This window comes from Pseudomonas sp. Soil_N_39 (assembly GCF_057655955.1).
Map to the genome: position 1 here is coordinate 1 of NZ_JBDGLI010000030.1, position 26996 is coordinate 26996.

At 61.1% G+C, this 26996-nt stretch carries 25 protein-coding genes; 15 read left to right on the top strand and 10 right to left on the bottom strand.

The annotated features are described in order from the left end of the window. Window positions 1-122 precede the first annotated feature (122 nt). The gene (gene mhpT, locus AC3A5O_RS27780; protein ID WP_122565517.1) at window positions 123-1346 is read right to left on the bottom strand and encodes a 3-(3-hydroxy-phenyl)propionate transporter MhpT; all 1224 of its coding nucleotides are present in this window, start codon (window positions 1344-1346) and stop codon (window positions 123-125) included. Window positions 1347-1660: 314 nt separating this feature from the next. Between mhpT and AC3A5O_RS27785 the strand changes: the two genes are divergently transcribed. Next, a complete protein-coding gene (locus tag AC3A5O_RS27785) occupies window positions 1661-2968 on the top strand; it encodes an OprD family porin (RefSeq protein WP_487753979.1) in 1308 nt (435 codons plus the stop codon). 154 nt (window positions 2969-3122) lie between these two features. Here the strand turns inward: AC3A5O_RS27785 and AC3A5O_RS27790 are convergent, their stop codons facing one another. Continuing rightward, on the bottom strand, window positions 3123-3608 hold the full coding sequence (locus AC3A5O_RS27790; RefSeq protein WP_487753980.1) for a MarR family winged helix-turn-helix transcriptional regulator: 486 nt from the start codon (window positions 3606-3608) through the stop codon (window positions 3123-3125). Between the two features lie 213 nt (window positions 3609-3821). Here AC3A5O_RS27790 and AC3A5O_RS27795 point away from each other — a divergent pair, with 213 nt between their 5' ends. The 3 genes from AC3A5O_RS27795 to AC3A5O_RS27805 all read left to right on the top strand — a co-directional run bounded on the left by AC3A5O_RS27795 (window position 3822) and on the right by AC3A5O_RS27805 (window position 8228). Continuing rightward, complete coding sequence (locus AC3A5O_RS27795) at window positions 3822-4652, top strand: p-hydroxycinnamoyl CoA hydratase/lyase (protein ID WP_003202420.1); 831 nt, start codon at window positions 3822-3824, stop codon at window positions 4650-4652. A 108-nt stretch (window positions 4653-4760) separates the two neighbouring features. Beyond that, on the top strand, window positions 4761-6209 hold the full coding sequence (locus AC3A5O_RS27800) for an aldehyde dehydrogenase (protein ID WP_305467161.1): 1449 nt from the start codon (window positions 4761-4763) through the stop codon (window positions 6207-6209). A gap of 141 nt (window positions 6210-6350) precedes the next feature. Further along, a complete protein-coding gene (locus tag AC3A5O_RS27805) occupies window positions 6351-8228 on the top strand; it encodes a feruloyl-CoA synthase (protein WP_487753981.1) in 1878 nt (625 codons plus the stop codon). 185 nt (window positions 8229-8413) lie between these two features. Here the strand turns inward: AC3A5O_RS27805 and AC3A5O_RS27810 are convergent, their stop codons facing one another. Continuing rightward, window positions 8414-8731 (bottom strand): ElaB/YgaM/YqjD family protein, encoded by a 318-nt coding sequence (locus AC3A5O_RS27810; protein WP_122565514.1) that lies wholly within the window; start codon window positions 8729-8731, stop codon window positions 8414-8416. Window positions 8732-8893: 162 nt separating this feature from the next. On the opposite strand from AC3A5O_RS27810, the gene AC3A5O_RS27815 reads away from it, so the two are divergent. Then, window positions 8894-9148: a hypothetical protein gene (locus AC3A5O_RS27815; protein WP_003181187.1), complete on the top strand. Its 255-nt coding sequence runs from the start codon at window positions 8894-8896 to the stop codon at window positions 9146-9148. 3 nt (window positions 9149-9151) lie between these two features. Here the strand turns inward: AC3A5O_RS27815 and AC3A5O_RS27820 are convergent, their stop codons facing one another. Then, entirely contained in the window at window positions 9152-10060 is a 909-nt protein-coding gene (locus tag AC3A5O_RS27820) for a LysR substrate-binding domain-containing protein (RefSeq protein ID WP_305467158.1), read from the bottom strand. A gap of 85 nt (window positions 10061-10145) precedes the next feature. Here AC3A5O_RS27820 and AC3A5O_RS27825 point away from each other — a divergent pair, with 85 nt between their 5' ends. Further along, entirely contained in the window at window positions 10146-11069 is a 924-nt protein-coding gene (locus tag AC3A5O_RS27825; RefSeq protein WP_122565857.1) for a carbon-nitrogen hydrolase family protein, read from the top strand. 1 nt (window position 11070) lies between these two features. Here the strand turns inward: AC3A5O_RS27825 and AC3A5O_RS27830 are convergent, their stop codons facing one another. Beyond that, window positions 11071-11541: an LEA/WHy family protein gene (locus tag AC3A5O_RS27830; RefSeq protein ID WP_122565513.1), complete on the bottom strand. Its 471-nt coding sequence runs from the start codon at window positions 11539-11541 to the stop codon at window positions 11071-11073. A gap of 272 nt (window positions 11542-11813) precedes the next feature. On the opposite strand from AC3A5O_RS27830, the gene AC3A5O_RS27835 reads away from it, so the two are divergent. The 4 genes from AC3A5O_RS27835 (at window position 11814) to AC3A5O_RS27850 (ending at window position 14808) form a co-directional block, all read left to right on the top strand. Further along, window positions 11814-12530 carry a helix-turn-helix transcriptional regulator gene (locus AC3A5O_RS27835; protein WP_305481655.1) on the top strand — a complete coding sequence of 239 codons (717 nt, stop codon included), beginning with the start codon at window positions 11814-11816 and terminating at the stop codon, window positions 12528-12530. 51 nt (window positions 12531-12581) lie between these two features. Beyond that, the gene (locus tag AC3A5O_RS27840; RefSeq protein WP_122565511.1) at window positions 12582-12923 is read left to right on the top strand and encodes a nuclear transport factor 2 family protein; all 342 of its coding nucleotides are present in this window, start codon (window positions 12582-12584) and stop codon (window positions 12921-12923) included. Between the two features lie 211 nt (window positions 12924-13134). Continuing rightward, window positions 13135-14256 carry a cell division protein ZapE gene (gene zapE / locus AC3A5O_RS27845; protein WP_122565510.1) on the top strand — a complete coding sequence of 374 codons (1122 nt, stop codon included), beginning with the start codon at window positions 13135-13137 and terminating at the stop codon, window positions 14254-14256. Between the two features lie 57 nt (window positions 14257-14313). Next, entirely contained in the window at window positions 14314-14808 is a 495-nt protein-coding gene (locus tag AC3A5O_RS27850) for a GNAT family N-acetyltransferase (protein ID WP_122565509.1), read from the top strand. 24 nt (window positions 14809-14832) lie between these two features. Here the strand turns inward: AC3A5O_RS27850 and AC3A5O_RS27855 are convergent, their stop codons facing one another. After that, a complete protein-coding gene (locus AC3A5O_RS27855) occupies window positions 14833-16572 on the bottom strand; it encodes a phosphoethanolamine transferase CptA (protein WP_122565508.1) in 1740 nt (579 codons plus the stop codon). A gap of 375 nt (window positions 16573-16947) precedes the next feature. Continuing rightward, window positions 16948-17121, bottom strand: a complete 174-nt coding sequence (locus AC3A5O_RS27860; protein ID WP_163006701.1) for a DUF6026 family protein — start codon at window positions 17119-17121, stop codon at window positions 16948-16950. 250 nt (window positions 17122-17371) lie between these two features. On the opposite strand from AC3A5O_RS27860, the gene gnd reads away from it, so the two are divergent. The 4 genes from gnd (at window position 17372) to nhaA (ending at window position 22025) form a co-directional block, all read left to right on the top strand. Continuing rightward, window positions 17372-18376, top strand: a complete 1005-nt coding sequence (gene gnd / locus AC3A5O_RS27865) for a phosphogluconate dehydrogenase (NAD(+)-dependent, decarboxylating) (protein WP_277343009.1) — start codon at window positions 17372-17374, stop codon at window positions 18374-18376. Then, window positions 18373-19893, top strand: coding sequence for a glucose-6-phosphate dehydrogenase (gene zwf / locus AC3A5O_RS27870; protein WP_305467152.1), 1521 nt, complete (start codon window positions 18373-18375; stop codon window positions 19891-19893). The genes gnd and zwf overlap by 4 nt, the downstream gene beginning before the upstream one ends. Further along, complete coding sequence (locus AC3A5O_RS27875) at window positions 19890-20711, top strand: HAD family hydrolase (RefSeq protein ID WP_122565505.1); 822 nt, start codon at window positions 19890-19892, stop codon at window positions 20709-20711. Before zwf ends, AC3A5O_RS27875 begins: the two co-directional genes overlap by 4 nt. A 132-nt stretch (window positions 20712-20843) precedes the next feature. Then, window positions 20844-22025, top strand: coding sequence for a Na+/H+ antiporter NhaA (nhaA, locus tag AC3A5O_RS27880; protein ID WP_122565504.1), 1182 nt, complete (start codon window positions 20844-20846; stop codon window positions 22023-22025). Between the two features lie 89 nt (window positions 22026-22114). Here nhaA and AC3A5O_RS27885 read toward each other — a convergent pair whose 3' ends face one another. Continuing rightward, window positions 22115-23404 (bottom strand): hypothetical protein, encoded by a 1290-nt coding sequence (locus tag AC3A5O_RS27885; protein ID WP_487753982.1) that lies wholly within the window; start codon window positions 23402-23404, stop codon window positions 22115-22117. A 184-nt stretch (window positions 23405-23588) separates the two neighbouring features. Further along, the gene (locus AC3A5O_RS27890) at window positions 23589-23855 is read right to left on the bottom strand and encodes a hypothetical protein (RefSeq protein WP_013693488.1); all 267 of its coding nucleotides are present in this window, start codon (window positions 23853-23855) and stop codon (window positions 23589-23591) included. A gap of 341 nt (window positions 23856-24196) precedes the next feature. Here AC3A5O_RS27890 and AC3A5O_RS27895 point away from each other — a divergent pair, with 341 nt between their 5' ends. Then, entirely contained in the window at window positions 24197-25522 is a 1326-nt protein-coding gene (locus tag AC3A5O_RS27895; RefSeq protein WP_487753983.1) for a sigma-54 dependent transcriptional regulator, read from the top strand. Window positions 25523-25690: 168 nt separating this feature from the next. On the opposite strand, the gene AC3A5O_RS27900 is transcribed toward AC3A5O_RS27895, so the two are convergent. Continuing rightward, entirely contained in the window at window positions 25691-26974 is a 1284-nt protein-coding gene (locus AC3A5O_RS27900) for a hypothetical protein (protein ID WP_487753984.1), read from the bottom strand. Window positions 26975-26996: the final 22 nt, after the last annotated feature.

The window sequence follows — 26996 nt, forward strand, 5'->3', positions numbered from 1 at the left end:
ATGCACATGTTTCAACGGACCGGGTAATCAAGGCCGCCAAAACGAAAAGACCTTGAAAGGGATGGCCCTTACGGCGGAACCATAAGTCGCCGTGACCTAAACAACGGATATACGCACCAAAATCAGGAATTCCCCACAACCGACTTCGCCGCACCCAACCGCGGCCCGGCCGAATAACGAATCACACTAAGAACAGCCAACGTAGCAACCACCAACCCCGGGGAAGTCGCCAGCAATACAGCAGTGGTCCCACCCCCGGCCGCCAGGATCTGCCCGGCGGCCAAAGGCCCGGCCACCGACCCCAGGCGCCCGATGGCCACCGCTGCACCCACCCCCGTCGCACGCACGGCCGTCGGGTAGGAGGGCGGTGCCAACGCATAGAGCACCAACTGTGCAGCCATGACAAACAACCCGGCGGCAAACCCGGCAATGGCCATGGGCACGATACCAACGGACAACCCGACCCCGGCCAGGGCGCTCAGCAGACCGGCATAGACGAACAGCACCACCTTGATGCCATTGCAACGGTCCAGCAACAGCCCACCCAGCAACGAGCCAAGGGCGCCACCGATGTTGAACAGCATCTGCACCAGACCAGCCTGGGGTTTGCTGAAGCCCTGTTCCAGCAGCAATGACGGCAGCCAGTTGAGCAACATGTACATCACCGTCAGGGTGAAGAAATAACTCAGCCAGAGCGCCACCGTGGTACGGCCGCGACCTTCACCGAACAACGCCTGGGCGGTGGAGCCCCGCGAGGAGCCGCCATCCCGGGCCTGGCGAAAGGCACTGGATTCGGGAAGCCACAGAAGCATCAGCGGGACTACCAGCAAAGGCGCCAACCCACCGATGAAAAACGTCATCTGCCAATGCTCGCCAAACAGCATCGCGACCACGGCGGCCAACGCACCGCCCAATGGCACGCCGGCATACATCACGCTGATGGCCGTGCCCCGGCGCTGTTCGCCCACGGCTTCGGCACACAGGGCAATGAGGTTGGGCAGGGCGGCGCCCAGGCCCAGGCCGGTCATGAAGCGCACCAGCAACAGGCTGGAGAAGTGTTCGACATAAGCGGTACTGAGGGAAAATACGCCGAACAGCAAGACAGCCGCGATGAGGATTTTCTTGCGACCGATGCGATCGGCGATCCAGCCACCAAAAAACGCCCCCGGTAGCAACCCGATGATGCCGGCGCTGAACACCCAACCCATCATTTTCGGGTCAAGGGCAAACGTCTGCCGTAGCCCTGCGGCAGCGGTACCGGCTGACTGCAGGTCGAAACCCTCGATCAACGCAACGATGAAACACAAGGCAATGGTCAGCGTCGCACGACGCGCCGGACGGTCCATGGCAAATCCTCTTATTGTTTTTGTGAGGGACACCGGCTCGGAGGAAACCGGGCGGGGTACTTTTAAGATTAACAAAGCTAACTAAAAAATGAAGGGTGCCAGGAGGACGTCAATATGCGGCCAGTTCATGATGAAAATCAGGTGCTTGGCAACAATCCATGGATTAATTAGTAAATTAGTTAATTATATTAATGTTCGATTATCGGACGTTCGTGATTGACGAAGCGCCCGTGCCGTTTCCATTCTTTGTCCGCACGGCCCTCCATCGCCAAGGCAGGGTCGATCAAAACAACAACAATAAATGGACACCGAACATGCCAAACCTTGCTCGGGACACGCTGACGGCGCGCCCTGTTTCATCTCTCGTCCCTCTGCTGGCCTGTCTCGGGCTGAGCCTCGGTTCCCCCGTATTGTGGGCGGAAGGCTTCATCGACGGCAGCCACGGTACCCTGACCCTGCGCAACTACTACATGGATCGCGACTACAAGGACAACGGCGCCAAAACCGCAGCCCGGGAATGGGCTCAGGGTGTGTTCATGAATATGGAGTCGGGGTTCACCCCGGGCACGGTCGGGTTCGGCCTGGATGTCAGGGGATTGCTGGGCATCAAGCTGGATTCGTCGCCGGATCGCAGCGGCACCGAACTGTTGCCGGTCTCCAGTAGCGACAAGCGTGCGGCGGATGAGTATTCGCGCCTGGGCGTGACCGGCAAGCTGCGTTTCGCTCAAACCACGGTGAAGACCGGCGATGTGTCGATCTTCCTGCCGTTTGCCTTTGCCAGTCCGTCGAGGTTACTGCCGCAGACCTTTCGCGGGACGACGCTCAGTTCCAAGGATTTCGACGGTTTGACGTTGAACACCGGTTATATCGATCGCATCGCCCGGCGCGATTCCACCGATTACCAGCCGATGAGCATCGCCTCGCCCAACCGCCGATTCAACGGCGCGGCGACTTCTTCTCATATGGCGTATGTAGGCGGCGACTATCAGGTCAACAAAGACCTCAGTCTGCGGGCCTACCACGCTGAAGTGGCGGACCTGTACCAGCAGAACACCCTGGCATTGCTGCATAACCTGCCCCTGGGCGACGGCGTCCTGACCACCGACCTGCGCAGTTTTTTCAGTGACGAAGACGGCGCGGCCAAGGCCGGAAAGGTGGATAACCGCAATGTTTCGGCGCTGGTCGGCTATCGCCTGGGCGGGCATCGCGTGAGCCTGGGCTACATGCACGCCAGTGGCGATACGGCCACGCCGTATGTGTCCGGCACCGAGTTGATGGGCTTGAGTGAAATGACCATGAGCTCGGACTTTCTCAACGCCAAGGAGCGCACCTGGCAGGCGATCCATGACTACGACTTCGCCGCCGTGGGCATGCCGGGCCTGAGGACTCGCCTGCGTTATGTGCGTGGCGATCACATCGAGCTGGCGGCCCTGAATGCCGAGGATCGCAAGGAGCGTGAGTTCCAGATGGAGCTGGGGTACGTGATCCAGAGCGGCCCACTGAAGAACGTCGGGCTGCTGGCGCGCAAGTCGATCTATCGCAACGACTTTCCGGGCACGGCGGCGTTTCGCGATGAGAACCAGACCCGATTCCTGGTGACGTACAGCGTGCCGATCTGGTGACTTTCGAGTGGCCTGGCTAGCTTTTGTGGGAGCAAGGCTTGCCCGCGATGAACGCACTGCGGTTTTTCAGAAATCGAGGTGCCTTCGTCGCGAGCAAGCTTTGCTCTCACATAGCGGGAGCAAGCTCCCTCGCCACAGGGGGAGCGGTGTTCTGTTACTGGTAAACCTTCTTCAACAACCGCAACAACTCCTCACGCTCAGCCCCTGAGAGAGCCGCGGTGGAGTCGAGGTCGCTCTGGGCGGCAATGTGCTTGAGTTCCTTGAGCAGGGTTTCGCCGGTCTTGCTCAGGAAAATCCCATAGGAGCGCTTGTCCGGCTTGCAGCGCACGCGCACGGCCAGGGCACGGCTTTCCAGTTTGTTCAGCAGCGGCACCACTTGCGGCGGTTCGATCGCCAGGGCCTTGGCCAGGTCGGCCTGCATCAGCCCGGGGTTCTGGTCGATGATCGCCAGGGCCGAGAACTGGGCGGGGCGCAGGTCGTGGACGGCGAGCCGGCCGATCAGGTTCTGGAACAGTTTCAACTGGGCGCGGCGCAGGGCATAGCCGATCAGGTCGTCCAGCGCGGAGTCCAGCGGTGCCTGCGCGTCGGTACCGGCGACCAGGGGCTCGGCGGGTTCGGCAAGCTTGGAAGACTTGGCCATCGAAGTGAGCTTCCTCAAGATAAGTGATTAACAAGGCTATCCAGTTTGCCGGGGTTGCGGCGCCGTGGCTACGGGCTTGTGCATATTCGAATTTTTTAACCTTCGACCCAGCCCCGGAAAAATACAGATAAACCGATTAATAGTTAATTGACATAACTAAATTTCCGGTTTAATTTTTGATCATCTTCAGCCAAGAACAAGAGAGCACGCATCATGAGCAATTACGAAGGTCGCTGGAAAACGGTCAAGGTCGATATCGAGGAGGGCATCGCCTGGGTCACCCTCAATCGCCCGGAAAAACGCAACGCCATGAGCCCGACCCTCAATCGCGAGATGATCGACGTGCTCGAGACCCTGGAGCAGGATCCAGCCGCAGGCGTATTGGTGCTGACCGGGGCCGGCGATGCCTGGACCGCTGGCATGGACCTCAAGGAATATTTCCGCGAAGTGGATGCCGGGCCGGAAATCCTCCAGGAAAAAATCCGTCGCGAAGCGTCGCAGTGGCAGTGGAAATTGCTGCGCATGTACGCCAAGCCGACCATCGCCATGGTCAACGGCTGGTGCTTCGGTGGCGGTTTCAGTCCGCTGGTGGCATGCGACCTGGCGATCTGCGCCGACGAAGCGACCTTCGGTCTCTCGGAAATCAACTGGGGCATCCCGCCGGGCAACCTGGTCAGCAAGGCCATGGCCGATACCGTGGGCCACCGCCAATCGCTGTACTACATCATGACCGGCAAGACCTTCGGCGGGCAGAAAGCCGCTGAAATGGGCCTGGTCAATGAGAGCGTGCCTTTGGCGCAGCTGCGTGAAGTCACCGTGGAACTGGCGCGCAACCTGTTGGAAAAGAACCCGGTGGTGCTGCGGGCGGCCAAGCATGGCTTCAAACGCTGCCGCGAACTGACCTGGGAGCAGAACGAGGATTACCTGTACGCCAAGCTCGACCAGTCGCGCCTGCTCGACACCGAAGGTGGCCGCGAGCAGGGCATGAAGCAGTTCCTGGACGACAAGAGCATCAAGCCGGGCTTGCAGACCTATAAGCGCTGAATCGACCGGCGAATGACGGGCCGCATCCCGCTGTTCGCTGCCTCGCCCTGGCGCTACTGTTACACCACTGCGATGTATTCCCGATAAAGACAATAAAGAGGAATCACCATGCTGGACGTGCCCCTGTTGATTGGCGGCCAGTCGTGCCCGGCCCGCGACGGCCGGACCTTCGAACGCTGCAACCCGGTGACGGGTGAGGTGGTGTCTCGCGTGGCCGCCGCCACCCTGGAAGACGCCGATGCCGCCGTGGCCGCCGCCCAAGCGGCGTTTCCCGCCTGGGCCGCGCTGGCGCCCAACGAGCGCCGCACGCGTCTGTTGCGTGCGGCCGAACAGTTGCAGGCCCGTAGCAGTGAATTCGTCGCTGCTGCCGGTGAGACCGGTGCCATGGCCAACTGGTACGGCTTCAACGTGCACCTGGCGGCGAACATGCTCCGCGAAGCGGCGTCGATGACGACCCAGATCAACGGTGAAATCATTCCTTCGGACGTGCCTGGCAGTTTTGCCATGGCCCTGCGTCAGCCCTGTGGCGTGGTGCTGGGCATCGCGCCATGGAACGCCCCGGTGATTCTCGCCACCCGTGCCATCGCCATGCCCCTGGCCTGCGGTAATACCGTGGTGCTCAAGGCTTCCGAGATAAGCCCGGCCGTGCACCGGCTGATCGGCCAGGTGTTGCAGGACGCCGGGCTGGGTGACGGCGTGGTCAACGTGATCTGTAACGCACCGGCGGATGCGCCGGCCATTGTCGAACGGTTGATCGCCAACCCGGCGGTGCGCCGGGTCAACTTCACCGGTTCGACCCACGTTGGGCGCATCGTCGGCGAACTGTCGGCGCGCCATCTCAAACCGGCTTTGCTGGAACTGGGTGGCAAGGCGCCGCTGCTGGTGCTGGACGACGCCGACCTGGATGCAGCCGTGCAAGCGGCCGCCTTCGGGGCCTACTTCAACCAGGGCCAGATTTGCATGTCCACCGAGCGCCTGATCGTCGACGCCCGGGTGGCGGATGAGTTCATCGCCCGGCTGAGCGCCAAGATCGCCACCTTGCGTGCCGGTGATCCGGCGGCAGGTGATTCGGTGTTGGGCTCGTTGGTCGATGCCAGTGCCGGCCAGCGCATCAAAGGGCTGATCGACGATGCCTTGGCCAAAGGCGCAACGCTGGTCACCGGTGGCCAGTTGGAAGGCAGCATCCTGCAGCCGACTTTGCTCGACGGCGTCACTGCGCAAATGCGCCTGTACCGCGAAGAATCCTTCGGGCCGGTGGCGGTGCTGTTGCGCGGTGACGGCGATGAAGAACTGCTGCGCCTGGCCAACGATTCCGAGTTCGGCTTGTCGGCCGCCATCTTCAGCCGCGACACGAGTCGTGCGCTGGCTTTGGCCCAGCGGGTCGAGTCGGGCATTTGCCACATCAACGGGCCGACCGTGCACGACGAGGCGCAGATGCCCTTCGGCGGGGTCAAGTCCAGCGGTTACGGCAGCTTTGGCGGCAAGGCTTCCATCGAACATTTCACCCAGTTGCGTTGGGTGACCCTGCAGAACGGTCCGCGGCATTACCCGATCTGAAACCCGTTGCATCACGGGCGGTCGAGCCTTGAAAGCCGTCGCCCGGATGCAGGCCAGAATAACAATGACAAGGCCGCAGCCCAGCGCTGCCACGCTCCGCTCGCATCGCGACCCGAGTGTGCCTTGGTGGAGGAAATGTACGTGAGTTCCGAGTCCAGATCGTCCTCCCGACCCGAGGCCGGGCGGTATCGCCAGGTGTCGATTGGTCACCCTGCCGTCGAAGTCCGGGAAGAGCACGGCATCTTGCACATGCGCTCCCTGGAACCCCTGGCTCCGTTGCCGGCGCGTTTGCTAGAGCGCCTGGTGCACTGGGCCGAGGTGCGCCCACAGCAGACGTTTATCGCGGCCCGTGAAGCGGGCGGTGGCTGGCGCCGGGTCAGTTATGCGCAGATGCTCGACAGTGTCCGCGCCATAGCCCAAAGTTTGCTCAGTTACGGTTTATCGGCGGAAAAACCCCTGGCGTTGCTCTCCGGCAACGACATCGAACACCTGCAAATGGCCCTCGGCGCGATGTACGCCGGCATTCCCTATTGCCCGGTGTCGCCGGCTTATTCATTGCTGTCCCAGGATTTCGCCAAGCTGCGCCACGTCTGCGATCTGTTGCAGCCGGGGTTGGTGTTTGTCAGCGAAGCCGCACCGTTCGAGCGGGCGATCAATGCCGTATTGCCGGCGGACGTTCCCTTGATCACCGTGCGTGGAGAGATGCCGGGCCGGTCGAGGACAAGCTTCGCCAGCCTGCTGGCCCAACCCGGCGGCGCGGAGGCCGAGCAGGCGTTTGCCGCCACCGGCCCGGACAGTATCGCCAAGTTCCTGTTTACCTCCGGCTCCACCAAGTTGCCCAAGGCCGTGATCACCACCCAGCGTATGTTGTGCGCCAATCAGCAGATGCTGCTGCAGACCTTTCCAGTGTTCGGTGAGGTGCCGCCGGTGCTGGTGGACTGGCTGCCGTGGAACCACACGTTCGGCGGCAGCCACAACCTCGGCATCGTGCTGTACAACGGCGGCACGTTCTACCTGGACGACGGCAAACCCACCGCCCAGGGCTTCGCCGAGACCCTGCGCAACCTCAAGGAAATATCGCCCACCGCCTACCTGACCGTGCCCAAGGGCTGGGAGGAACTGGTCAGCGCCCTGGAGCAGGACGCTGAATTGCGCGAGCGTTTCTTCAAGCGCATCAGCCTGTTCTTCTTCGCCGCGGCGGGTCTGTCGCAAACTACCTGGGACCGGCTCGACAAGGTCGCCGAGCAGCATTGTGGCGAACGTATCCGCATGATGGCGGGCCTGGGCATGACCGAGGCGTCGCCGTCCTGCACCTTCACCACCGGCCCCTTGTCCATGGCCGGCTACATCGGCCTTCCGGCCCCCGGGTGCGAGGTCCGCCTAGTGCCGGTGGACGGCAAGTTCGAAGGGCGTTTTCGTGGGCCGCACATCATGCCTGGCTACTGGCGTTCGGCGCAGCAGACGGCCGAAGTGTTCGATGAGGACGGTTTCTATTGTTCAGGGGATGCGATCAAGCTGGCCGATGCCAGCAATCCGCAACTGGGGCTGATGTTCGATGGGCGAATTGCCGAGGATTTCAAATTGTCTTCCGGTGTCTTCGTCAGCGTCGGGCCGTTGCGCAACCGGGCGGTGCTGGAAGGCACGCCCTATGTTCAGGACCTGGTGATCACCGCACCGGATCGCGAATGCCTGGGCGCGCTGGTGTTTCCACGGCTTGCTGAATGCCGACGCCTGTCTGGCCTGGGTGCGGAGGCCAGCGACACCCAGGTCCTCGCCAGTCCGCCGGTACGCCAATGGTTCGCCGACTGGCTGCAACGCCTGAACCGCGAAGCCAGCGGCAACGCCAGTCGCGTGGAGTGGATTGCCTTGCTCGATGAACCGGCGTCCATCGACCGTGGTGAAATCACCGATAAGGGGTCGATCAACCAGCGAGCGGTGTTGCAGTGGCGGGCGGGGAAGGTCGAGGCGCTGTACCGCGGGGAGGATGCTTCGATCCTGCGGGCGGGGCCTGTGGCTTAAGGCAAGACCTTGTGCGGGTTCACACAGTACCTGTGTCACTCACAAATCCCTGTGGGAGCGAGCTTGCTCGCGATAGCGGTGGTCCAGCAGCATTGATGTTGCCTGACATACCGCCATCGCGAGCAAGCTCGCTCCCACAGTTTTAACCACTCATAAAATCGCAGTGAGGGTTCTGGGGCAGTTGTTTAACGCCGTCCCAGCAGCAACCCCACCACCAGCCCGAACCCAGCGGAAATCGCCACGGTCTGCCAGGGATGGCCACCAATGTAGACTTCAGTGGCATCGACCATGGGACGAGTGCGCTCCCGTGCGCTGGTGACCGAGTCGCGCGCCTGTTGCAGTTTCTGGGATATCTGGCCTCGCAGGTTCTCGGCCTCTTCGCCCACCAGCGAGGCACTGCTCTTGAGCAGTTTTTCCGATTCTTCAATCAGCGCCGTCAATTCGCTGAAGGCTTGATCCTTGATTTGCTCTCCGTTCGCTTGCACGGTGCCTTTACGGGCCATGGAAGTACTCCTTGTGTGGATGATGGCATTGAACAATGGAGTGCTGCGGCTCTAAAAAAGTTGCAGCGCTGGGCGCTGGCAGGGCAGTCCATCGCAAATCGTGGTTAAGACGTTTCCCAGCAAGGTGTAAGATGGCGCCTATTTACGCAACAGGTAATTCCCATGAGCTTCAATCTGGCTGACAAGCCCCTGGCCGAGCGCGCCGCGCTGGAAGACGAAAAATCCCGACTCTTTGAACTGTGGCAAAACAACCTGGGCAAGGCCAAGGGCGATGCAGCCCGCCTGTTCGGCGAGCGCTCCAAACGCAAGGGCAAGTGGGCCGAGTGGGTGCGTGCCGAACTGGACGGCATGTCGCCGCCGGAATACGCCAACATGGTGCGCAGTGAAGTCAATCGCCTGATGGCCGCCAACAAGTAAACCTCAGGCAAACGTCGCGGTAATGGCCTCGCGTACCTTGAGCACTGCCGGATCCATTTGCGTGTGGGTCCGCCAGCCCAGTTCGATGGGGTAGCGGGGCAAGGCCAGGGGGCAGGGCAGCAAGGCCAGGCCGCTGAGGGCGGCGATGGCCCGGGCGGCATGGGCCGGAATCGTCGCCACGGCCTGGCTGCCCTTGAGCAGGAACGGCAACGCGGCAAAGTGAGTGGTCGAGGCACAGACTCGCCGACTCAGGCCAAGCCCGGCCAGCCCCTCGTCGGTGATACCGATGAACCCTCCCGAAGACACCAACAGATGCTCGCGGGCCACGAACGCCTCCAGGCTGAGGGATTGTTGGTCTTGCGCCAGGCTCGCCGCGTCCAACAGGCAAGCGTAATCGCCTTCGCCCAATACCTGGCGGCTGAGCAACCGTTGCGCGAAACCGCCCGCCGTGATCGCCAGGTCGAGGTCGCGCTCCATCAGGGCCCGGCCGACGATCTGGCTGTGGGTCTGTCGGAAAATCAAGCGCAGGCCCGGTGCGCGACGGGCCACCTCCTCGATCAGGCGGCGCCCATGGGCAATCTCGAAATCGTCCGACAGGCCGACGATGACCGAGCGGCCCTCGTAATGGCTGGCATCCGGATCGACCATCGCCAGGCTCTGGCGGCATTTGTCCAGTGCTTCGCTGATCACCGGCTTCAGCTGGTTCGCCCGTAGCGTCGGCGCCAAGCCCCGGCCCGTGCGCACGAATAATTGATCGCCGTATAAATCGCGCAGCCTGCGCAATGCGGCACTGATGGCCGACTGGGTCACGCCCAGGCGCACGGCGGCGCGGCTGGCGCTGGATTCGTCGTGCAGGGCTTCGAAGGTCTTGAGCAGGTTGAGGTCGATGTCGGCGATATTCATTAGGCTCATATCATTTAGCAGTATTTTGGGCTTTATTCATGATCGGCCGCTCCTTGAGAATCAGCAACACCTGATGATCAAGGAGTTGAAAACCATGCCCAAATCCATTGTGGCTGCCCTGCAGATCGGTTCGTTGCCTGGTGGCAAGGGCGAGACCCTGGCGCAGATCCTTTCCTATGAAGACGCCATTCGCCAGGCTGGTGCACGCCTGGTGGTGATGCCTGAAGCGTTGCTCGGTGGTTATCCCAAGGGCGAGGGGTTCGGCACTCAACTGGGGTACCGGTTGCCGGAGGGGCGCGAGGCGTTTGCCCGTTATTTTGCCAATGCTATTGACGTGCCCGGCGTTGAAACCGAAGCGCTGGCCGGACTGTCGGCGCGTACGGGGGCAAGCCTGGTGCTGGGCGTTATCGAGCGTGTCGGCAGCACCCTGTACTGCACCGCGCTGTATTTCGAACCCGATGCGGGCCTGGTGGCCCGGCACCGCAAGTTGATGCCCACCGGCACCGAGCGGCTGATCTGGGGCAAGGGCGATGGTTCGACCTTGCCGGTGATCGACAGCCAGGTTGGTCGGGTTGGCGCGGCGGTGTGCTGGGAAAACATGATGCCGCTGCTGCGCACCGCGATGTACGCCAAGGGGGTGGACGTCTGGTGTGCGCCAACGGTGGATGAGCGGGAGATGTGGCAGGTGACCATGCGCCATATCGCCCACGAAGGGCGTTGTTTTGTGGTCAGTGCCTGTCAGGTCCAGGCCTCGCCGCAGGCCCTGGGCATCGACGTTGCGCACTGGCCTGCCGAGCGGCCGCTGATTGCCGGTGGCAGTGTGATTGTCGGGCCCATGGGCGATGTGCTCGCCGGGCCGCTGAAAGACACCGCTGGGTTACTGACCGCCGAAATCGACACCGATGACCTGGTGCGGGCGCGCTACGACTATGACGTGGTCGGACATTACGCCAGGCCGGACGTGTTCGAATTGGTGGTGGACGAGCGCGCCAAGCCCGGCGTGCGCTTCACGGCGTGATTCACCACGTCGCCGCGGAACCCGGCAGTTCGAGGGTCCCGCGGTCGACGAAGCGCATCGTGCCGAACACGCCGCCGGCGAGCTTGCCCTTGAGCACGTAGGGCAGGTTGTCCAGGCTTTGGGTCTGGCTCAGGCCCAGGGTCTGGCGCAGCACGGAAAACGCCGAAATACTCACCGGCACGCTCAGGATCGCTTCGGAGAAGCGCGGGATCGAGCCGGTTTGGTCACTGACCCCCGTCGCCAGCGTACGGCCGTTGACCTCCAGGTCCAGCGCCACACCGTTGTAGTCGATGGCGGTTTCGTTGGGGTTCTGCACGCGCAGCTTCACGGCGAAGCGCACTTCCAGGCCCTGGTTGGGCAGCGGTTCGATGCCGACCACGTTGATGTTCAGCGGATCGCGGTGGGGGAAGAGGGCGCAGGCGCTCAGGCTGAGCAGGATCAGGAAAACGGAAAGGCCGAGGATTCTGCGCATGGATAAACTCTCAAGGAATGAAAAAACCGGCAGCGATTGAGCACGATACCCCAAAGCGTTCCGACGACAACCGTGCCCTGCTGTGGGAGCAAGGCTTGCCCGCGATGAAGGTGGTGCGGTCTTTCAGGAACCGAGGTGTCTTTTTCGCGAGCAAGCTTTGCTCCCACAGTCTTGCGAGGCTCTCGGTCCTAACAAGGCTTATGGCTCCTGACAGTTTCTGACACCAGCCTCTGCTAATCTGCGTCATCTTTTTTCTTCCCGGACAGACCATCGTGTCGCGTACCACTCGGCTGCTCACTTTGCTGCAAGTCTTGCGGGGCAAGCGTTGCCCGGTCACCGCTGCGACATTGGCGGGCGAACTGAACGTTTCCGAGCGCACCTTGTACCGCGACATCGCCGAACTCACGGCCCTCGGCGCGCCGATCCAGGGCGAGGCAGGCATCGGTTATGTATTGCGCAGCGGCCTGTTCCTGCCGCCACTGATGTTCACCGCCGATGAAATAGAGGCCATTGTGCTGGGCTTGCGCTACGTGGATCAACGCGCCGACGAGGTGCTGGGCAAGGCCGCCGCCGACGCCCTGGCGAAGGTCGCCGCGGTACTGGCCCCGGATGTGCGGGATGCTCTGCGCAACCCCACGGTGCTGCCTGGCCCGCCGGGTTATGGCTATCCGCAGAACACCGTGGAATTGAATGTGTACCGCCAGGCCATTCGCGCCCAGGCCAAGCTGTACATTGACTACGCCGACGTGAACAAGACCCCGAGCCAACGCCTGATCTGGCCGCTGGCCCTGGGCTTTTTCAATGAAGCGCGGGTGGTGGTGGCCTGGTGCGAGTTGCGCGGCGCCTACCGGACCTTTCGCACCGACCGGATTGCCTCGGCCACCGAGCAGGGCGAGCGGTATCCGGGCCGGCGCAGCGATTTGTTGCGGGACTGGTTTGCGCTGATGAAGTTGGACGAAACCGGGCGTTTCACTCCTGACAAAAACTGACACAACGCTGTTCTAGCATGGTGCCAGATCGATAAAACAAGGAGCCGTACCATGTCCAATCCCGTCTCTTCCCTGGCCCCGGCCATCGCCGGCTACATCGCGGCTGCCAATGCCCGTGACAGTTCGGCGGTGACGCGTTTCTTCGCCGAGGATGCCAACGTGTTCGATGAAGGCCAGCACCGCGTTGGCACCCAGGCCATCGCCCAATGGATGGAAGACACCGCCCAGCGCTTCCAGCCGCGGGTGGAGGTCCTCAATGTGCAGCAGCGCACTGGCAAGGTGTTGGTGCAGAACCTGATTTCCGGGACGTTCCCCGGTAGCCCGCTGGAGTTGCGCTATACCTTTCGGCTCGATGAGCAGGGTAAGATCAGTCGGTTGGATATCTCGGTTTAAAGTTCTGCACTCAGGTCTGTGGGAGCAAGGCTTGCCCGCGATGAACGATAACGCAGTTTGGCTGTTAGACCGCGGCGCGACTATCGCGGGCAAGCCATGCTCCCACAGGCCTTGCTTCCACAGATAAACCCCTTGCCAGGGTTCTGTGCAGGGTTTCTGCAGTCGCCCGCCATGGCATACTCCCCACCTTCGTTTTCCGGACCCGGGCCGTATGACTTTCGACTCCCCCTTGACTGCCTGGCAGCATGCCATCGAACACCACGGCTTCGTCCAGGACGAAGCCCAGGAATTGGCCATCATGGCGCTGGAGCAGTGCCACCAGGCGTTGCACGAGGGGCGCAAATCGATCAAGGGTGTTTATCTCTGGGGCCCGGTGGGGCGTGGCAAGACCTGGCTGATGGACCGCTTTTATGAAAGCCTCAAGGTGCCGGCGCGCCGTCAGCACTTCCATCATTTCATGGCGTGGGTGCACCAGCGCTCGTTCCAGCTCACCGGCACGCCGGATCCTTTGCAAGCCTTGGCCCGGGAGTTGAGCGCGGAAGTACGGGTGCTGTGTTTTGACGAACTGTTCGTCAACGACATTGGCGACGCGATCATCCTCGGGCGCTTGTTCCAGGTGATGTTCGAACTGGGCATGGTGATGGTGAGCACCTCCAACCTGCCGCCGGAAGAACTCTATGCCAACGGCCACAACCGTGAGCGCTTCCTGCCAACCATCACCGCGATCAAGCAGCACATGCAGGTCGTGCCAGTGAACGGCTGGCAAGACCATCGCCAGCACCCAGGCCAATTGGCGCAGCGTTATTGGTTGCGCGATCCCGGGCAACCCGATCCGCTGGCCAATGTCTTCAACCAATTGACCGCAGGGCAAGCGTCGAGCAGTGCACCGATTGAAGTCGGCCACCGTCTGCTTGAGCCGGTCCAGGCCAGCGATACCGTGCTCTGGAGCCGCTACGCCGACCTGTGCGAGCAACCGTTCTCGGCGTTGGACTTCATGGCGCTGTGTGACCGCTTCAGCGTCATCCTGCTCAGTGACGTGCCCTGCCTGAGCGCCGAACAGCGCGAAGGGCGCATTGCCCGGGGTACTGAGGACGGCGTTGAACGGGTCGTGGCCGGTGACCGTGAACTGCCACAGTTGTCGGTCCACGACGACGGTGTGCGGCGGTTCATCGCTCTGGTCGACGAATGCTACGACCGCAAGGTACCGTTGTGCCTTTCGGCTGCGGTGCCGATGGATGAGTTGTACACCGAGGGCTATCTGCAATTCCCGTTTCGCCGTACGCTCAGTCGCCTCCAGGAAATGCAAATGCAACGTTTTGGTCAGCCTGCCTGACCTGTATCCCGCCGACGGCGTCGAGCCGCCGGTACTACCGAAGTGAGATGGAAGGTCATGGAAGAAGCCAAGGACATCCTTGTTCTGCAAGCCAGCTACACCAACCCGGTCCACGCCGAAGCGATCTGTCATGTGCTCAACGGCTATGCGCAGGACCCGATGGGCGGGGGACATCCGTTGTCGGCCGAGGTGCTGCTGCACCTGCCCGAGGAACTGGCCAAGCGTCCTCATGCTTTCAGCGTGCTGGCTTTCGTCAACGGCGAACCGGCGGGGCTGGTCAATTGTTTCGAAGGTTTTTCAACCTTTGCCTGCCGGCCCTTGGTAAATATCCACGACGTGGCGGTCATGCCGGAGTTTCGTGGCCTGGGGTTGAGCCAGAAGATGCTGCAGAAGGTCGAGGACATCGCCCGCCAGCGTGGTTGCTGCAAGATTACCCTGGAAGTGCTCGAGGGCAATGCCGTGGCCCAAGGCAGCTACGCCAAATTTGGTTTCGCCGCCGGCATGTTCGACCCGGCTCACGGTCATATGCAGTTCTGGATCAAGCCCCTGTAAAAGCGGGCTTCTGATCGGGTTCGGTTATTTCTGCACGACTTCAGCCAACGGCGCCTTGGGTTTCATCAGGCTAAAGTCGATCAAGGCCTTGCGCTGGGTTTGATACGGATCGCCGATCAGCAGCGGACGGGCCTTGAAGTCATCGCTGACCAGGCTTTTGCTGTGGTCCAGCTCATCAAAACTCAAGCCGGCCAGGTCCGCCCAGGTGTGAATCAGGTGCGAGCTGCTGTAGGGCCGGGACAGGTCGCCCGCAAAGTTCCAGTCATGGTTTTCCCGCCACTTGGGCGAGGCCCAGGCCATGAAGGGAATGGTGTACATCGGCGCGGTCGGCTTGCCTTCGTTCCGGCCAAGCGTGCCGTGACCCTGCGAATCGAACACGTCTTCACCGTGGTCCGACAGGTACAGCAGGAAGCCGTTGGGGTCGGTCTTGGCGTAATCCTTGATCAGGCTGGACACGACGAAGTCGTTGTACAGCACCGCGTTATCGTAGCTGTTGTAGGTCGGGACCTGATCATCGCGCAGGCCTGCCGGTACACCCTGGCGGTCAGTGAACTTGTTGAACGTCGGCGGATACCGGTACTGGTAGCTCATGTGGGTGCCGAGCAGGTGCACCACGATCAGCTTGCGTGGGGCGCTGTCGGCCATGGCCTTGTTGAACGGTTCGATCACGTCGCCATCGTACTGCGCGGCATTCTGGTTGCGGTTGTTGTTCAGGTACACCTGCTCATCGGCCTGTTGGGAAAAAGTCGTGAGCATGGTGTTGCGCTTGGTCATGGTCTGCTGGTTGGTGATCCAGAAGGTCTTGTAGCCGGCCTGCTTCATCATGCTCACCAGCGATGGCGTACTCAGGTACAGGTCTGGATTTTCCTCGTCGGCGAACGTCAGCACCTGTTGCAGCGCTTCGATGGTGTAGGGGCGCGGGGTGATGACATTGTCGAACACCGAAAGCTGGTCCTTGAGCTTGTCCAGCTCCGGCGTGGTTTCTCGCGGGTAGCCGTAGAGGCTCATGCGTTGGCGATTGGTGGATTCGCCGATCACCAGCACCAGGGTAGCCGGCTGTTCCGCCATGGCATCCTTGAGGTTGCTCAGAGGGGGAATCTTGCTGGCGCTGTGGAGCATGCCTTGCATGTTCTCCAGTTGCTCACCGTAGCGGCGGTAGGCCACCAGCATCTGCCACGGCACCGCCGGTTCGATGCGATTTTCGAATTTCTCCAGGCCACCGGCGAAGCTGCCGGTGCGCAGGGTCTGCTTGACCAGCGGATAGCCGACCACGGCGAGCACGAGAACAGTTGCCGCCACAAAGGCCTGGCCCCGGGGCAGGTATACCGGGCGCAGACGGGTCCAGAGCCAATAACCAACGGCGGTATGGGCCAGGAACGCCGCCACCATCCACCAGGCAAAATACTGGGTCAGGTACTCGCCGGCTTCAGACACGTTCGATTCGAACATGATGAAGATGACGCTCTGGGAAAATTCCTGCTGGTAAATGAAGAAGTAGCCCAGGCTGGCCATGGAGCAAGCCCACAGCACCACACCGATCAATGCCGCGAGCAAGCGTGTGCGGGCGGGGAAGAGCAGCAGGGGCGCAAGCCACACCGCACTCATCACGAACGCCTGGCGAAAGCCGGTGAAACCTGAGGTGTCGCTCAGCAGGATGAGCAGTTGGGTGATACCCGAAAAGTACCAGAAGAACAGAAACAGCCAGCCGAATCCGGCCCAGTCAAAACCTTTCGCAGTCGTTTTGCTGCGTTTGAACAAGCTCATCAAGCGCTCCAGCCTTTGTCGACGAAGCTGCCGGCACCGGATTGGTGACCGCAGGCTTGCGTCGAGCAACCTTAAAGGCGGGGAGTATTACGAGCCGGTTGTGAAAACTTTGTGAGTTTTTCGGATACAAAATGCAGATCAGATGCGAATGCACCTGGGGTAAGGAGGGATCTGTGAAAGCGAGGCCTGTAAGAGCATGGCCAGTGGGAGCAAGTCCTGTGAGAGCAAGGCCAGTGGGAGCAAGGCTTGCCCGCGATGAACGATAACGCGGTTCAGCTATTCGACCGCGGCGCGGCTATCGCGGGCAAGCCTTGCTCCCACAAAATGACACCGGTCTGGCCAGTGTCATTTCCCGACGCTATGTCTCAGGGGCGGTTACCGAGCCAGGGACTGGCTCTGATGGGACAGCTGTGAGTGTTGCAGCTGCATGCGCAGTTGCGTCACTTCATCGAGCAGCAGATCGCGTTCTTCCTTGAGTAGGCGCAATTCATCGCGACGAATGGTCACATAAAGGGTTTGGGGAGGACGTGCGGTAACGACAGGGCCCATTGCTCACCTCGCAAATGGCGTACATCAACTATAGAGATGTCGCCATGATTTGGTCGACACCTCTACTATCGGCGCCGATTCTGATTTCTTTTGCTTGTGATTGGAACTTTTTTATTTTTCATGGTCGCTGTGTCTTTGGCCGGATCTTGAGCGTTATCCCTTGTGATCGCTCGAATTACCCGGAAACTATGCAGCAATGCTCTGGACTAACCTCCTTTAGTCGATAGTGTTAAATCTTTGACACACCTTTATTTGTAGTAGGGAGCATCAGCACATGCAACTCGGGATCATTGGACTGGGCCGCATGGGCGGCAATATTGCGCGGCGCCTGATGCTCAATGGGCACGCCACCGTCGTCTATGACCGCAATGCCGCTTTTGTCGAAAACCTGCGCCAGGAAGGCGCCACGGGCGTCGCGGACTTGCCGGCGCTGGTCGCCGGCCTGGAAAAACCACGGGCGGTCTGGGTCATGCTGCCGGCCGGCGCGCCCACCGAAGACACCATCAACGTTCTCAGCGAGCTGCTCGAGCCGGGTGACGTGATCATTGACGGCGGTAACACGTATTACAAGGACGACATCCGTCGCTCACAGGCCCTGTCGGAAAAAGGCCTGAGCTACATCGATGTCGGCACCTCCGGCGGCGTTTGGGGCCTGGAGCGCGGTTACTGCATGATGATCGGCGGCGAGGCCGAGGTGGTGAAGCGCCTGGACCCGCTGTTCGACAGCCTGGCGCCGGGCATGGGCGACATCCCGCGCACCCGTGACCGCAAATCCGACGATGACCGTGCCGAACGTGGCTACATCCACGCGGGCCCAGCGGGTTCGGGGCATTTTGTGAAGATGATCCACAACGGCATCGAATACGGCATGATGCAGGCCTTCGCCGAGGGCTTCGACATCCTCAAGACAAAATCCAGCGAAAGCCTGCCCCCCGAGCAGCGTTTCGACCTGAACGTGGCCGATATCGCCGAAGTCTGGCGTCGTGGCAGCGTAGTCTCGTCCTGGTTGCTGGACTTGACCGCCGACGCGTTGGCCAGCGATCCGAAGCTGGACGGCTTTTCCGGTGAAGTTGCCGACAGCGGTGAAGGGCGCTGGACCATTGAGGCCGCCATCGAGCAAGCGGTGCCGGTTCCGGTCCTGTCCAGTTCGCTGTTCGCCCGTTTCCGCTCGCGTCAGCAAAGCACCTACGGCGACAAAATGCTCTCGGCCATGCGTTTCGGCTTTGGTGGCCACGTGGAGACGCCGAAAAAATGACCTCGATCGCCAGCAAATCCAAGGCAGAACCCGCGCCGCCGACCACGTTGTTCCTGTTTGGCGCCCATGGCGATCTGGTCAAGCGCCTGCTCATGCCGGCGTTATACCACCTCGGTCGCGACGGTCTGCTGGGCGATGGGCTGCGCATCATTGGGGTTGACCACAACGCCATCAGCGATGTGGATTTTGCCAAGAAACTCGAGGACTTCATCCGTAACGAAGCGGCGAGCAAGGGTGGTGATGCCGACCGCGCGCTCGACCCGGCGCTGTGGGCCAAGCTGGCCCAGGGCATCAGCTACGTTCAGGGTGATTTCCTCGATGACGGCACCTACCAGGCGCTGGCGGCGAAAATCGCCGCCAGCGGCACCGGCAACGCGGTCTTCTACCTGGCGACCGCGCCGCGCTTTTTCAGTGAAGTGGTCAGCCGCCTCGGTGCGGCCGGGCTGCTTCAGGAACAGGAGGGGGCCTTCCGGCGGGTGGTGATCGAAAAACCCTTCGGTTCCGATCTGCACACCGCCGAAGCACTGAACGCCTGCCTGCTCAAGGTCATGAGCGAGAAGCAGATCTATCGCATCGACCATTACCTGGGCAAGGAAACGGTGCAGAACATTCTGGTTAGCCGTTTTTCCAACAGTCTGTTCGAGGCGTTCTGGAACAATCACTACATCGACCACGTGCAAATCACCGCCGCCGAAACCGTCGGCGTGGAAACCCGTGGCAGTTTTTATGAACACACTGGTGCCCTGCGGGACATGGTGCCCAACCACCTGTTCCAACTGCTGGCGATGGTGGCCATGGAGCCGCCAGCGGCATTCGGGGCCGACGCCGTGCGTGGGGAAAAGGCCAAGGTCGTCGGGGCGATCCGGCCCTGGTCGGTGGAACAGGCCCGCGCCAACTCGATCCGCGGCCAGTACACCGCCGGCGAGGTCGGCGGCAAGTCGGTGACCGGCTATCGCCAGGAAGCCAACGTCGCCGCCGACAGCAACACCGAGACCTACGTCGCCCTCAAGGTCATGATCGATAACTGGCGTTGGGTGGGCGTGCCGTTCTACCTGCGCACCGGCAAGCGCATGAGCGTGCGGGACACGGAGATCGTCATCTGCTTCAAGCCGGCGCCTTACGCGCAGTTTCGCGACACTGAAGTCGACGAATTGCAACCTACATACTTGAGAATCCAGATTCAGCCCAATGAAGGCATGTGGTTCGATCTGCTGGCCAAACGGCCTGGGCCAGCGCTCGACATGGCCAATATCGAGTTGGGTTTTGCCTATAAGGACTTCTTCGAAATGCAGCCGTCCACGGGTTACGAAACCCTGATCTACGATTGCCTGACCGGTGACCAGACCCTGTTCCAGCGTGCCGACAACATTGAAAACGGCTGGCGCGCCGTGCAGCCGTTCCTCGATGCCTGGCAGCAGGACGCAACGGTCCAGCCCTACGAGGCCGGTGAAGATGGCCCGGCCGCCGCCGATGACTTGCTGGCCCGCGACAATCGCGTCTGGCATGGCCTCGGATGAGTGATCCGGTGAAGCGTCCCATCCGGTTTTTACTCAGCGACATGGACGGCACCTTGCTGCTGCCTGATCACAGTCTCAACCAGCGCACCATCGAAGCGGTTCGCGCATTGCGGGAGGCCGGGGTGCTGTTCAGCCTCGCCACTGGGCGGCCGCCACGGGCCATGTTGCAGCAGATCGAGGCCCTGGGCGTCGATCTGCCCACGGCGGCGTTCAATGGCGGCACGCTGGTTCATCCCGACGGCAGTTTCCTCGCCGTCCATTACCTGCCACCCGAGGCTGCATTGGCCACACTGGCGCTGTACGCCGATCAGCCTGGCATCGAAGTCTGGGTATTCGCCGATGGCGACTGGCTGGTGCGCGACGCCAACGGTCCGATGGTGCCGGTGGAGACGAGAGGCCTGGGCTACCCGCCGGTGGAGGTCGAGAGTTTCGAGCCTTACCTGGAGCGGATCGATAAGATCGTCGCCACCAGCGCTGATACGGACTTGCTGGTGGAACTGGAGGCTCGGCTGCATCCGTTGCTCAAGGGGCAGGCCCAGGTGTCGCGTTCACAACCGATCTACCTGGATGTGACGGCGATGAAGGCGAACAAAGGCGAAGCGCTGTCGACCCTGGCCGCTTTCCTCGACGTGCCGCTGGAGCAGACGGCGGCGATGGGCGACGGTGGCAACGATCCGGCGATGTTTCACCGGGCGGGATTGTCGATTGCCATGGGCCAGGCGGAGGAGGCCATCAGGCGCCAGGCGGATGTGGTGACCGCCGCCGTGACCGAAGACGGCGCGGCATTGGCGATAGATCGTTACATCCTGTTGAGGTAATGCGATTGCGAACCCTGCGCAAGGCTGCTTTCTCCGTAATCCTCTTCGATCTGAACGAGTTGTAAGACAACTACTACAGCTCGTCCAAGTATTGGGTAGAATCCAGGCCTGATCGGATTATGGGAGGAAATGATGGGGAACACTTCAACTCAGGGCGGTAATTCGCGCAAGGCCACGCCACTGGAGCGCTTCATGCAAGCGGAGTCCTCTGGCGGCATCGTGCTCATGCTTTCGGCGCTCGCTGCGTTGATCGTGGCTAACAGCCCGCTATTACCCACTTATACCGGTGTGCTGCATTCGTCCTTTTGGGGAATGTCACTTGAACATTGGGTCAACGATGCGTTGATGGCGGTGTTCTTTCTGCTGGTAGGCCTTGAAATCAAGCGAGAAATGCAAGTGGGGGAACTGGCCAAATGGAGCCAGAGAGCGCTGCCGGGGTTCGCTGCGCTGGGAGGGATGATCGTGCCCGCCCTCATCTATGCCTGGGTCAACAGAAACTCTGCCGAAACGTTGGCGGGTTGGGCCATTCCGGCGGCCACCGACATCGCGTTTGCGCTCGGAGTGCTCTCGCTTCTGGGCAGCAGAGTGCCGATATCCCTGAAGGTTTTCCTTTCCGCGCTTGCCATTCTCGATGACTTGGGCGCGGTCGCTATCATCGCCGTGTTCTATACCTCCGGCCTGGATGTGGCCATGCTTGCCGCCTCCGCCGCTGTGATCGCTGTGTTGTTCATCATGAACAGGGCCGGAGTCACTCGGTTGTTGCCTTATCTGGTGCTGGGTGTGGTGCTCTGGGTACTGGTGCTTAAATCAGGCATACATGCGACCTTGGCGGGTGTCGCCCTTGCTTTTTGCATCCCGTTGAACAAACACCTCGACGAAGCGCAGTCCCCGCTGCTCAGACTCGAACAGCGCTTGTCGCCGTGGGTTGCGTTCGTTGTCATGCCCATTTTCGGCTTCGCCAATGCCGGTGTTTCTCTGGCAGGGGTGTCCCTGAGCAACCTGCTTGATCCTGTGCCGCTGGGTGTTGCTGCCGGGTTGTTGCTGGGTAAACAGATAGGCGTCTTCACCTTCGCGCTGGTAGCGATCAAGACAGGGCTGGCGCAAATGCCGACCCACAGTTCGTGGCGACAGGTGTATGGGGTGGCGTTATTGTGCGGCATCGGCTTCACGATGAGTTTGTTCATAGGCAACCTGGCATTCCCCGGCGCCCAGTTGTTGATCGATGAAGTGAAGGTCGGCGTATTGGCCGGTTCTACCCTGGCCGCACTCGCGGGCATCCTGGTGTTGCGGTTCTGCGCCTCTTCGAGAACATGATTGAAGCCCGCCTGATGGTGGGCTTTTCAGTTATGCAAGCTTCAATAGAGGCATACGCCGCTCAATAGTGCTGAACCGGGGGACATTGCTCAGGCCCAATACCGCGCAACCACCGCCCGATAATGCCCCTGGAGCGAGTAGCCGCCCACCAGGATTCTGCCGTCAGCCTGCACAGCCAGGACGGTGGCGGTGTCCAGGCTGTAGCCGAGTCGCGTGCGGACCCAGCCTTTGCCTTCACCGAAATCCGGATCGAGGCTGGCATCCGGCAAATGCCGGGCAAGCACAAAATCGGCTTCGATACCACCGATGGTGGCGCCGGCGGTCACCAGCTTGCCGTCCGGTTGAAGCTGGGCGGCGGTCCATTGGCTGGCGTTGCGCCCGATTGCCATGAGCTGGCATTGGCCCTGGTTGCAATGACGATCCGGCTTGCCGTCCGGTCGCACTTTCAGCGACAGGCTATGCATCGGGTCGCGGCTGCTGCCGAACGCCTGCAGATCACCGTTCGCATCCTGGACGATCTGGCTGACCATCGCGCTATGACCCTGCGCCAGGATGGACAGGAAGCCCTCTTCGCCGAAGCTGTCGTCGAGCTTGCCGCTACTGTCATAGCGGGCGATCAGGCCATGCTGGGGCAAGTCGATGGCGCCACCGACGACAATATGCCCGTCAGCCTGGAGCATCAGGCAGCCGAGCCAGGTATTTTTCAACAAGCGTCGGACCATCACGAAACCACGGCCGTTGAATGAGGTATCCAAGGCGCCGTCCGGTAGGAGCCGGATCAGTACACCGACATGGTCGGACAATTGATAGTGATGGTTGGCGAGCAAGAGGATCCGGCCATCGGCCTGTACTTGCATGTCGCAGGCCTCAAGCCCCGGCACGCCGGGCGGCAGCCAGGGATCGCGCAGGCCTTGGGAGAGATTGCCGCAGAGCCGGATGATGTGCCTGCCCGCGTTGCCGAAGCTCTGGACGGCACGGCCCTGCTGATCGAACAGCGCCAGGGCGGGGAGGGTGTGTTCGTTGTTTTCGTAGTGCAGGCCGGACAGCAGGATATGCCCGTCGGGCAGCTCGATCACTTTACCCGCCGTCGCTTCGAAGCCCTGTTCGAACGCGCCGATCACGCAGCCGCGGCTGCCGAAACCCGGATCGGTCGAACCGTCATGGTTGAGTCGCGCCAGCCCGAACCGGCTGCCATGGGCGGTCTCGATCCTCGCCGCGACCAGAATTCGGCCGGCGCGGTCGAGGGTCAATCCGGTGATCAGGCTTGAGGTGCTGTCTTCGAAATGCACCCAGGCTTTGCCGTTGGCGGCAAAGCCTGGGTCAAGTTGCCCGGCGTGGGCCAGGGGCTTGGGAAGTACGAACGCGAACTGATCGAGCATGCCAGCCTCTCCTTGCGTGTCGATCGGCCCGAACGGGCGATGACTGCATGAGGGCAACATTCAATCCCTGAATGTGACAATGCACAACTGTCAGGTCCTGTAGTTACAGGGGCGATGCGTGCCATAACAATGGCTTTACAACCCAATGCCAAGCCTGCAATCGATAACAGGCTCTACCGGCGTTTTATTCAGGCATCGACCAGGATTGCAAGGTGTAGCCTTCCTGGCTCAATTCAGCACGGGCTTGTTTCAACAGATCAGCCAGTTGGACCGGGTCGGTATAGGCGCTGCTTGGAATCTGAGTGCGACCAATATGAGTATTGGTACGGTCGATGACGGTCAGGCTAAGTTCGCCGTTACCGTCTTGTGGAGCCCAGGCCACGCATTGGAAGGGACGGAATGCGCGGTCGGCAATCAAAAGAGCTTCGTTGATACGGAGCGGGGCGTTCATGGCGTTTTCTCTTAAGTGTGCCCAAACAAATGATGTGCCGTCGGTTGGGCGTACCGTGCGGCTGGTTACTTGTACTGATGTCCCGAACCCGTAGGCGGGTCACACATTATTTAAATAAATTTCGATTTTCTTTCAGACCAGGCTTTTGGACTTTTGTTTGAAAGTGCCGTGAAAGAAAAGCGTCCGCGATAACTAACGAAACCGTCGCTTATAACCAGTTTGAGATGATCTCGATAATCAATTGATACAAGGGCGCGTCAACTTCTTGCTACTGTTACATGCAGGTTAGCCAAACGACTGTTTCTACTCACATTTCTTTATTTTGGCGCCAAGGATCAGTCATGATCGAAGCCAGTACGTCACGTCGTCTGCTCGTGGTTGATCCCTGCGACGATTGTCATCGCCTGTTGCCAGGGCTGCGCACCATTGGGTGGGAGGTGGACAGTTGTGCCCTCGAACACGCCGGTGATCGGAGCTGTGACGTCGGCCTGTTGCGCTTGCAACCTTTTCACCTGGAGCGCCCGGAAGCGGTCAAGGAGTTGATCAGCCGTAGCGGCACCGAATGGATCGCCGTGCTCAGCCAGGAAGTGCTGCGCCTGCAAAACGTCGGTGATTTTGTCTGCGAATGGTTTTTCGACTTCCATACCTTGCCCTTCGACGTGTCCAGGGTCCAGGTGACGCTGGGCCGGGCGTTTGGCATGGCGCGCTTGCGGGGGCAGGGTTCGATTCACATTGATCAGCCCGAACATGAACTGCTGGGCGACAGCAAGCCGATCCGCGAACTGCGCAAGTTGTTGAGCAAGTTGGCGCCGGCCGAGTCGCCGGTGTTGATTCGCGGCGAGAGCGGCACCGGCAAGGAACTGGTGGCGCGCACCCTGCATTGCCAGTCTCACCGACGCAATAAGCCTTTCATCGCCATCAACTGCGGTGCGATTCCGGAGCACCTGATCCAGTCAGAATTGTTCGGTCATGAAAAGGGCGCATTTACCGGTGCTCACCAACGCAAGATCGGACGGATCGAGGCGGCTCATGGGGGCACGTTGTTTCTCGATGAAATTGGCGACCTGCCGTTGGAGTTGCAGGCCAACCTGCTGCGTTTCCTGCAGGAAAAACACATTGAGCGGGTCGGTGGCAGCCAGCCGATTGCGGTCGATGTGCGGATCTTGGCGGCCACCCATGTGGACCTTGAAGCGGCCATCGAGCACAAGCGATTTCGCGAGGATCTGTATTACCGCTTGAACGTATTGCAAGTGGCGATGGCACCGCTGCGCGAGCGCCATGGTGACCTGGCGATGCTGGCCAGCCACTTTTCCCATTTCTACAGCCAGGAAACCGGCCGCCGTCCCCGCAGCTTCAGCGAGGATGCGTTGGTGGCGATGGGCATGCATGACTGGCCCGGCAATGTGCGGGAGCTGGCCAACCGCGTCCGTCGTGGATTAGTGCTGGCCGAAGGGCGACAAATCGAAGCCCGGGACCTCGGCCTGGCCAGCCAACAGGGCGTTGCGGCGCCGATGGGCACGCTGGAGGATTACAAGACCCGCGCCGAACGCCAGGCCCTGAGCGATGTGCTCAACCGGCACAGCGACAACCTGAGCGTGGCCGCCAGGGTGCTGGGCGTGTCCCGGCCGACGTTCTATCGTCTGCTGCACAAGCATCAGATCCGCTAGAACTGCCTACACAACCCATTGTGGGAGCGAGCTTGCTCGCGATGAGGCCCTTTCAGTCAGCACGGATGTTGAATGGAAGACCGCTATCGCGAGCAAGCTCGCTCCCACAGGGGTTTTTGTTTTGCAGTGCCTTCAGGGATAGGTGCTTATCACCTATCCCTGAAGGCATCAGAAGTAATACGGGAATTTCAGGCTAAAGGTGAAATCCGGCGCATCGTCGGTCAGCCCGATGGACAGGTTGGGCACGATGGTCAGGTTGTCGGACGCGGCGACGGTCATGCCGATGTTGAAGTAACCGGCGTTGGCGTCGCTGGAGGTCACCGACTCCCAGTCGCCACCGTCCTGTTTGAGCTTGCTTTTCTTCTGGATCAGGTCAGAGACCGAGAACGACATGCTCATCTTCTCGTTCAAGGCAAAGGCAATGCCCGCGCCGATCTGGAAGCTGTCGCCGATCCGTACCTTGCCCGGCACCTTCTGGTTGACCGTGGAGCTGATGTCGTCGAACGACTCTTCGAGGTTATGGGTGTAGGACAGGGTGCCGAACAGCACGGCCGGGTCGAAAGTCTTGACCAGCGAGAGCCCGGGCGTGATCGACCACACGCCGTTGCCGGTCGGCAGGTCGTCAGGTACGAACAGGTTGGTGTTGGCCTGGGATTGGCGCAGCTTGATACCAAACGGGTCCTTGCCGGTGGGGGCCTTGACCCGCAGGGTGACCACCGCGTCCGGGGAGTTGATCGACTCATCCATGAACTTGTAGGCGATGCCGAAGTTGACGTCGCCGATGGTCGGGTCGCGGGTCACGGTTTCTTCGCTGGTGACCCCGGCCGCGCCGTTGTTGGCACCGCCTGACTGGTACGTGGATTCGCGGTAGACCACCGGCACGTTGAGGTCGAACTGCCAGCGATTATCGAAGTTGTAGCGGCCGGTGAGGTCCAGCGTCCAGGTGTCGGCCTTGATCCGGTCGAGGTTGATGTTACCCAGGAAAATCGAATCCAGGGCCAGGAAGCCGTTGAGGATCAGTTGGCGGGTGTCGTAGCGCGAATAGGTCACGCCGGTCTCGAAACTGAACTTGCCACCACCGAAGAAACCGCTGGCCTCGTCATAGAGATTGGACACACTCTGGGCCGGCTGGGAATCATCGGCCAGGGATTGCCCGTAGCCGCTGCCGCCGGCTGTTGCCGCGCCAGCGCCGGCCACGGTCTGGTTGCCTTTCATGTCGGCCGGGGATTTGGCCAGGCGCTTGGGCGGCGGCGCGGCGGGTTGGTCCTCCACCTGGCGAACCCGTTGTTCGAGCACCGCCAGGGCCTTTTGCTGGACCTCGTATCGTTGCTTGAGCTCGAGAAGTTCCTGTTTCAGTGCTTCGATATCGGCATCCGGGGCCGCCTGCAACACGGCCGCCGGGAACAACGTGCTTAAACAGATCACAGCGCGCAACGATACGGATCGATACATGAAATATGCCGTCCCTATTTGC

Bases quoted from the DNA above. Each gene is read 5' to 3' on its own strand.
- mhpT (WP_122565517.1), bottom strand. From the start codon at position 1,346: ATGGACCGTCCGGCGCGTCGTGCGACGCTGACCATTGCCTTGTGTTTC.
- AC3A5O_RS27785 (WP_487753979.1), top strand. From the start codon at position 1,661: ATGCCAAACCTTGCTCGGGACACGCTGACGGCGCGCCCTGTTTCATCT.
- AC3A5O_RS27790 (WP_487753980.1), bottom strand. From the start codon at position 3,608: ATGGCCAAGTCTTCCAAGCTTGCCGAACCCGCCGAGCCCCTGGTCGCC.
- AC3A5O_RS27795 (WP_003202420.1), top strand. From the start codon at position 3,822: ATGAGCAATTACGAAGGTCGCTGGAAAACGGTCAAGGTCGATATCGAG.
- AC3A5O_RS27800 (WP_305467161.1), top strand. From the start codon at position 4,761: ATGCTGGACGTGCCCCTGTTGATTGGCGGCCAGTCGTGCCCGGCCCGC.
- AC3A5O_RS27810 (WP_122565514.1), bottom strand. From the start codon at position 8,731: ATGGCCCGTAAAGGCACCGTGCAAGCGAACGGAGAGCAAATCAAGGAT.
- AC3A5O_RS27815 (WP_003181187.1), top strand. From the start codon at position 8,894: ATGAGCTTCAATCTGGCTGACAAGCCCCTGGCCGAGCGCGCCGCGCTG.
- AC3A5O_RS27820 (WP_305467158.1), bottom strand. From the start codon at position 10,060: ATGAGCCTAATGAATATCGCCGACATCGACCTCAACCTGCTCAAGACC.
- AC3A5O_RS27825 (WP_122565857.1), top strand. From the start codon at position 10,146: ATGCCCAAATCCATTGTGGCTGCCCTGCAGATCGGTTCGTTGCCTGGT.
- AC3A5O_RS27830 (WP_122565513.1), bottom strand. From the start codon at position 11,541: ATGCGCAGAATCCTCGGCCTTTCCGTTTTCCTGATCCTGCTCAGCCTG.
- AC3A5O_RS27840 (WP_122565511.1), top strand. From the start codon at position 12,582: ATGTCCAATCCCGTCTCTTCCCTGGCCCCGGCCATCGCCGGCTACATC.
- zapE (WP_122565510.1), top strand. From the start codon at position 13,135: ATGACTTTCGACTCCCCCTTGACTGCCTGGCAGCATGCCATCGAACAC.
- AC3A5O_RS27850 (WP_122565509.1), top strand. From the start codon at position 14,314: ATGGAAGAAGCCAAGGACATCCTTGTTCTGCAAGCCAGCTACACCAAC.
- AC3A5O_RS27855 (WP_122565508.1), bottom strand. From the start codon at position 16,572: ATGAGCTTGTTCAAACGCAGCAAAACGACTGCGAAAGGTTTTGACTGG.
- AC3A5O_RS27860 (WP_163006701.1), bottom strand. From the start codon at position 17,121: ATGGGCCCTGTCGTTACCGCACGTCCTCCCCAAACCCTTTATGTGACC.
- zwf (WP_305467152.1), top strand. From the start codon at position 18,373: ATGACCTCGATCGCCAGCAAATCCAAGGCAGAACCCGCGCCGCCGACC.
- AC3A5O_RS27875 (WP_122565505.1), top strand. From the start codon at position 19,890: ATGAGTGATCCGGTGAAGCGTCCCATCCGGTTTTTACTCAGCGACATG.
- nhaA (WP_122565504.1), top strand. From the start codon at position 20,844: ATGGGGAACACTTCAACTCAGGGCGGTAATTCGCGCAAGGCCACGCCA.
- AC3A5O_RS27885 (WP_487753982.1), bottom strand. From the start codon at position 23,404: ATGCTCGATCAGTTCGCGTTCGTACTTCCCAAGCCCCTGGCCCACGCC.
- AC3A5O_RS27890 (WP_013693488.1), bottom strand. From the start codon at position 23,855: ATGAACGCCCCGCTCCGTATCAACGAAGCTCTTTTGATTGCCGACCGC.
- AC3A5O_RS27895 (WP_487753983.1), top strand. From the start codon at position 24,197: ATGATCGAAGCCAGTACGTCACGTCGTCTGCTCGTGGTTGATCCCTGC.
- AC3A5O_RS27900 (WP_487753984.1), bottom strand. From the start codon at position 26,974: ATGTATCGATCCGTATCGTTGCGCGCTGTGATCTGTTTAAGCACGTTG.